The organism is Microcystis wesenbergii FACHB-1317, assembly GCF_014696875.1.
Taxonomy (GTDB): Bacteria; Cyanobacteriota; Cyanobacteriia; order Cyanobacteriales; family Microcystaceae; genus Microcystis; species Microcystis wesenbergii_A.
In genome coordinates, this window is record NZ_JACJQV010000064.1 from 23,692 (window position 1) to 30,436 (window position 6,745).

Here is a 6,745-nt window from a genome sequence, read left to right on the forward strand (position 1 = left end):
AAATTTTGCCCCTTAATTTACTACATTTTGAACGAGTAGCGCAATTGCCTGTTCAGCATTGTAGTAGATATGTAGGGGGTAAGTTCGCTTATATTACCAGATATTCTCGTTTCTGTAACGCCGCTAGAACCACTGAGAACAGAGGACATCACTTTTGTGCAATTCCTGTGAACGGTTGAATAAAACCATCCACACCGACAAAGGAGGTGAGGGGCGACCAGTTTAAAATATCCTCTAAAATTGATTGATAACCTTGCACATTGGGATGAAGTCCATCTTCCATTAATCTTTCTTGACACCACAGATCACCCCGGTTCATCCAGAGATCAAATAAATCGAGATAGGGAATATTTTGTTCTAGACAAGCTTGTTTAGTGGTTTCTTTAAAACTATACTGATCGCCATGGTTGAAGTAAAAGCAATCTAAAAAGGGCATTTTCCGCTCATCCACGGGAATCATACCTATAAACAAAACCGGGCAAAGAGAACGGGCCCGGCCGAGTAAATGTTCGATTTGAGTTTGAAAAAGATCGTGATCGGTATAAGTACGACCATCGGGCCGGCCTAAACGGGCTGTATCATTAACACCGACGGAGAGAAGAATCAGGTCAGGAAGACGATTGCGAATTTCCCCCCTGAGACGAAATTCCTGTTCTAAACGTTCGGACACTTGTACCACTCGATCGCCGCGAATCCCCAAATTATACAGGGCATGACCAGCACTTTCCATCCACAAACGACGTAGGCGCTCGGCCCAACCGCCACCCACGGGGTCGCCATAGCCATACACAAGGCTATCACCTAAAGCGACGATTTTGAGGGGATGGGTCATGATTAGGGCTTTGTCTTTAGTAGGTAAACGAGAAAGAGTTGGCATGATCGCTCGATCGAATCGGTTGTCCTTTACACTTGTAAACGAATTTGGTTAAACTGTCCGTGTATTATACTACATTAGAAATTTTTTCCTGCCAGTTAACTTAGATATCAGCCAGGCACTGACACCGACCAGTATAAAGCAGCCCGATGATCATTGCTTCCCTAAGAGTCATTTCCGGGCTAAATCTGCTATAGAATTTATGGTTAAAACCTAGATAACTCGATGACTACTCGTTTACGACGCGCGGTTCAAGACCGAGAATTTTTGATTACAGCCGAGATTACTCCCCCGAAAGGGGGTAATGCCAGTCATATGCTAGAAATGGCCCTCTGGCTAAAAAATCGCGTTCATGCGGCTAATATTACCGATGGCAGTCGCGCCGTAGTGCGAATGTCCTCTCTGGCTGCCTCCGCTATTCTCTATCAACACGACATCGAACCCATCTGTCAAATGGCCTGCCGCGATCGCAATGTGATCGGATTACAAGCAGATCTCATGGGCGCTCATGCCTTGGGATTGAGAAATATACTAGCTTTAACCGGAGATCCCGTCAAAGCAGGAGATCATCCCCAAGCTAGGGCAGTTTTTGACCTAGAATCGGTACGTTTGTTAAAATTAATCGATAAATTAAATAAGGGTTTTGACTTTAACGATAAATCTTTACCAGATGGACCCCTAGAACTTTTTGCCGGGGCTGCCGTTGATGTGCAGTCAAAAAGTTGGTCCGGTCTTCAAAGCCGTTTTGAGCGTAAAATCGAAGCGGGAGCGCAGTTTTTTCAAAGTCAATTAGTTACGGATTTCGAGTGTCTTGATAAGTTCATGCAGCAGGTGGCCTCCCTCGCCGACAAACCGATTCTAGCGGGGATTTTTCTGTTAAAATCAGCTAAAAACGCCGCTTTTTTAAATAAAAATGTGCCAGGGGTACAAATTCCCGATCAGATCATTCAAAGACTCGCTGATGCACCTCATCCCCTCGAAGAAGGTATCAAAATCGCCGCCGAACAAATAAAATTAGCCCAGCAGTTATGTCAAGGTGTCCACATCATGGCGATTAAACGAGAGGATTTAGTCCCGAAAATTCTCGATCTGGCCGGTATCCCGCCAATACATAACTGAGATGAAAAGTCAATAGTTTTTAGAAAAAATTAACTTTCATTTTGACTAGCGGTCTTTTGACAACAATTCTACCCCTAACCTAGGATGGGAAGGCTGAAAGCATCTTCGGGATTAAAAGCATGGATTCCAATCTAGGTCAAGAAAAAGAGAATAGTTGTGGTGGGCGAAAATGGTTGTCGATCGGTATTGCCCCCACTGGTATAATTTCTATTGGCATTGTTCCCATGGGCGTTATTTCCATCGGTATTGTTCCTATGGGAGTAGTTTCCATTGGAACCGTGGCCATGGGGACAATTGCAGCCGGTTTTGTGTCCATGGGACTTTTCAGTATTGGTAGCGTTGGGATGGGATTAAATAACGGCCATTTTTCCAATCTTAATTCTCCCCCTGCTGAATCTCCCCATAAACATCATCAGCATTAAAATCAAGATTTGACCAGCAATCATGAATTATTCCATCCGTGCTGCCGTTGCTACCGATGTCAAGGCTATTTTTGACTTAATTGTTGCCTTAGCGGCCTATCAAGAACTCAGCCATTTAATGACAGGAAATAGTCAAGCTTTAGGGGAGCATTTATTCGGAGAAAAACCCTACATCGAAGCATTGGTGGCGGAAGTAGAGGGTAAAATAGTCGGTTTTGCCCTATTTTTTACTAACTATTCCACCTTTATAACTAAACCGGGGATTTACCTGGAAGATATCTTCGTTTTACCCGATTATCGCAGTCAAGGTATCGGGAAAGCTTTACTAATGGCTGTGGCTAAAATTGCCGTCGCTAGGGATGCAGGACTTTTAGAATGGACTGTCTTAGAGTGGAATCAACTGGCGATCGATTTTTATGGAAAAATGGGGGCTAAGGTCTTCCAAGAGTGGCAAATTTGTCGTCTCACCGGGACAGCTTTAACCCAATTGGGTAATAGCGATAAATAAGTCAGTCCCGATGAAAAAATTTTCACCCCCACAGATGAAAGAGGTTTCCTTCCCTACACCCTACACCCCACACCCTACACCCTCTTTCAAGTCAGACCCTTTGTCGAGCCTAGAACTTTGTGATCGATCGAGACTCCTTGCTATACTAGACTCCTGACACTGGCTTTCCTCATTGGTGCAGAATGCAACCCACAGACTCGAATAAATTTACCGAACAAGCTTGGGATTCGATTGTTAAATCGCAAGAAATTGCGCGACGCTTTAAAAATCAGACCTTAGAGGTGGAACACGTTATTATTGCCCTCCTAGAGCAGAATAACGGTCTAGCCACCCGGATTTTACAAAAAGCTAATATAGAAATTCCCCGACTGCAACAACAGCTAGAAGTCTTCACCAACCGACAGCCGAAAGTGGCCATCGTTGATCAATTATACTTAGGTCGTGGTCTCGATTTGCTGCTCGATCGCGCGGAAGCATCCCGGGAAAGTTGGCAAGATAAATTTATCTCCGTCGAACATCTTCTCGTCGGTTTTGCCGAAGATGAAAGGGTTGGCCGGAAATGTTTACGCACTTTCAATCTTGACCCCCAAGATTTAGAATTAGCCATCAAAGCGATTCGCGGTACTCAAAAGGTTACTGAACCCAATCAAGAGGAAAAATACGAAGCTTTAGATAAATATGGCCGGGATTTAACAGCAGCGGCCAAAGAAGGCAAATTAGATCCGGTTATCGGTCGTGATGAAGAAATTCGACGGGTGGTACAAGTCCTTTCGCGACGGTCGAAAAATAACCCGGTTTTAATCGGTGAACCGGGAGTAGGAAAAACCGCTATTGCGGAAGGATTGGCCCAAAGGATTGTTAACGGAGATGTTCCCGAATCTTTGAAAAATCGTCAGTTAATTTCCCTCGATATGGGAAGTTTAATCGCTGGGGCAAAATATCGAGGCGAATTCGAGGAAAGATTGCGGTCAGTCATGAAAGAAGTGACCCAATCAGAAGGGCGAATTATTCTCTTTATCGATGAACTACATACTGTTGTCGGTGCGGGTTCTAGGGAAGGGGGATCGATGGATGCGGGCAACCTATTAAAACCTATGTTAGCTCGGGGAGAATTGCGCTGTATTGGGGCGACAACTTTAGATGAATATCGCAATCATATTGAAAAAGACCCCCCTTTAGAAAGACGTTTTCAACAGGTTTATATTAAGGAACCTTCCGTGGAGGATACTATCTCGATTCTCCGGGGTTTAAAAGAACGTTATGAGCTGCATCATGGGGTGACAATTACCGATTCGGCCCTAGTGGCAGCAGCTACCCTATCCCATCGTTATATTAGTGATCGTTTTTTACCCGATAAAGCGATCGATTTAGTCGATGAAGCGGCGGCAAAATTAGAGGTAGAAAGTACCACTAAACCCGCCGATTTGGAAATGATAGATCGTCGCCTAATGCAGTTACAGATGGAAAAATTCTCCTTAGAAAAAGAGGAGAAAAAAGATCGAGCTTTTCAAGAGCGTTTAGAAAGAATTATCGAAGAAATTGAGGAATTAGAAAGTAAACAAAAGCCTCTTGCTGACCAATGGCAAACGGAAAAACATATCGCCGAGGAAATTAAATTATTGCGAGAGGAAGAAGAACAATTGCGCCTACAGGTGGAACAGGCGGAACGTGCTTATGATCTCAATAAAGCAGCCCAATTAAAGTATGGTAAACTAGAAATTTTACAAGGGGAATTAGAAGCAAAAGAAAAAGAACTAGAAACGATTCAAGCGGCAGGTTCGACCCTGTTAAGACAACAGGTAACTGATGCTGATATTGCCGAAATAGTTGCCCGGTGGACGGGAATTCCCGTCAATCGGTTAATGGAATCGGAACGACAAAAATTATTAGAATTAGAGTCTCATTTACAGAAAAAAGTTGTCGGACAAAATGAAGCGGTCACGGCAGTAGCAGCGGCGATTCGACGCGCACGCGCGGGAATGAAAGATCCCTCGCGTCCGATTGGTTCATTTCTGTTTATGGGACCCACAGGAGTGGGTAAAACCGAGTTAGCGCGGGCCTTGGCGGGGTTACTGTTCGACTCCGAGGAGGCCATGGTTCGCATCGATATGTCGGAATACATGGAAAAACACGCGGTTTCGCGGTTAATCGGCGCGCCTCCAGGTTATGTGGGTTACGAGGAAGGGGGACAACTATCGGAAGCAGTGCGTCGTCGTCCCTATTCTGTGGTTTTATTGGATGAAGTGGAGAAGGCCCATCGGGATGTTTTTAACATTTTATTACAAGTGCTTGACGATGGGCGCATTACCGACTCTCAGGGGCGCGTGGTGGATTTTCGGAATACGATTATCGTCATGACCAGTAATATTGGTAGTGACCACATTTTAAATGTTTCCGAAGATGCCGATTATGAGGAGATGCGGAAGCGGGTTTTAACAGCTTTGCGGAGTCATTTTCGTCCCGAATTTTTGAATCGTATCGACGATTTAATTATTTTCCATACCCTGAAAAAAGAAGAATTGCGTTACATTGTTCGTCTGCAATTACAGCGTCTGGAAAGATTATTAGGAGAACAAAAAATCAATCTAGAATTAACTACGGCAGCAGAAGATCATATCGTTACTGTTGGTTACGATCCTACCTACGGTGCGCGACCTTTAAAACGTGCTATCCAACGGGAGTTAGAGAATCCTTTAGCCACAAAAATTCTCGAACAAGCTTTTATGGAAGGGGATACGGTGGTAATTGATTGTCTGGATGAGGTGTTAAGTTTTAGCAAAAAGGAGCTAGAAAAGGAAGAGCCAAGATTAGAATTAGCTGTGGTTAACCTCCGTTCGGATTAAAACCAGATAGGGGATATATTCCCCCTCTGATGCTAAATTCTGTTGAAAAAGTATAGGAGAGTGAGAACTGGGTTTTTCAAGTTCGATTGGGAGTTAATCACACTATTAAAAACGGATTTAGTCTGAGAAGTTAATTTTGTCCGATTACTTACCATAAAAGCCAAAAATGCCCGAAAAAAATTCCTATATTTTCCCTCGATCGGTTAGTCTAGTAACATCCCCCCAAAAGGAAAATTTCCTCAAGTTTTTTTATGAAGTGCATCGGTTGTCCCAAATGTAGTGGACAGTTACACCAAGTCATCTACCAACAGATAGAAGTTGATCGCTGTGATCATTGTCAGGGAATCTGGTTCGATCGTTTAGAAGCGGAAAAATTGAAACAGATTAAGGGTTCGGAATCTTTAGACAAATGTACTAAACCAAGAAATAAACAGCGATCGCCAGTCTCCGCTTGTCCCCATTGTCGTCAACAGATGTTGAGAATGTTAGACATAGATAAACACGCGATTTGGTACGAAAAGTGCGCTCGTTGTCAGGGAATATGGTTAGAAGCGGGTCAATTCAGCCAATATAAACAGAATTTTGCCCCAAAAGGAGTTATAGATTTAGCTAAACAGGTTTTACATATCTAGCTGACTGCCTATTGCTGTAACTGATGACCACAGCTACTACAAAATCGGACTTTACTGACGGTTTTTGTGTCTCCCATACTCATTTTCAGCTCTCCCATTTGCATTTCCATGGGGGCAAAATTCATCGACTGCATCGGTTGCATCGGTGAGGAGGAGAAACTGGTAGCAGTGGTCGATTGAGAGGATTGAGAAACTCCAGAGGTATGAGGGGAGGAAAAACCGATACTGCTTCCTTAGACCTCCTGCAAAAATAGGAACTGATTATGTAAAATAAAGTAAAACACTCAGAAAAACAATGACTTACGAAAAAGTAAAAAATTTGAATCCAGAAGAGTTTAAACGCTTTT

At 43.5% G+C, this 6,745-nt stretch carries 6 protein-coding genes and 1 pseudogene; 5 read left to right on the top strand and 2 right to left on the bottom strand.

Going from position 1 to position 6,745, the window contains the following annotated elements; genetic code table 11:
• Positions 1 to 148: 148 nt before the first annotated feature.
• Positions 149 to 877, bottom strand: a complete 729-nt coding sequence (locus H6F92_RS03120; protein ID WP_190356753.1) for a GDSL-type esterase/lipase family protein — start codon at positions 875 to 877, stop codon at positions 149 to 151.
• 222 nt (positions 878 to 1,099) lie between these two features.
• On the opposite strand from H6F92_RS03120, the gene H6F92_RS03125 reads away from it, so the two are divergent.
• The 5 genes from H6F92_RS03125 (at position 1,100) to H6F92_RS03145 (ending at position 6,398) form a co-directional block, all read left to right on the top strand.
• Entirely contained in the window at positions 1,100 to 1,993 is an 894-nt protein-coding gene (locus H6F92_RS03125; RefSeq protein ID WP_190356754.1) for a methylenetetrahydrofolate reductase, read from the top strand.
• Positions 1,994 to 2,112: 119 nt separating this feature from the next.
• Entirely contained in the window at positions 2,113 to 2,415 is a 303-nt protein-coding gene (locus H6F92_RS03130; RefSeq protein WP_002768918.1) for a hypothetical protein, read from the top strand.
• 22 nt (positions 2,416 to 2,437) lie between these two features.
• The gene (locus tag H6F92_RS03135) at positions 2,438 to 2,923 is read left to right on the top strand and encodes a GNAT family N-acetyltransferase (RefSeq protein ID WP_002791932.1); all 486 of its coding nucleotides are present in this window, start codon (positions 2,438 to 2,440) and stop codon (positions 2,921 to 2,923) included.
• A 182-nt stretch (positions 2,924 to 3,105) separates the two neighbouring features.
• Positions 3,106 to 5,766, top strand: coding sequence for an ATP-dependent chaperone ClpB (gene clpB, locus H6F92_RS03140; protein WP_190356755.1), 2,661 nt, complete (start codon positions 3,106 to 3,108; stop codon positions 5,764 to 5,766).
• A 251-nt stretch (positions 5,767 to 6,017) separates the two neighbouring features.
• Positions 6,018 to 6,398, top strand: coding sequence for a zf-TFIIB domain-containing protein (locus H6F92_RS03145; protein WP_190356756.1), 381 nt, complete (start codon positions 6,018 to 6,020; stop codon positions 6,396 to 6,398).
• Positions 6,399 to 6,406: 8 nt separating this feature from the next.
• Here the strand turns inward: H6F92_RS03145 and H6F92_RS03150 are convergent.
• A pseudogene (locus H6F92_RS03150) lies at positions 6,407 to 6,631 on the bottom strand (zinc ribbon domain-containing protein); the annotation flags it as partial.
• Between the last annotated feature and the right edge of the window lie 114 nt (positions 6,632 to 6,745).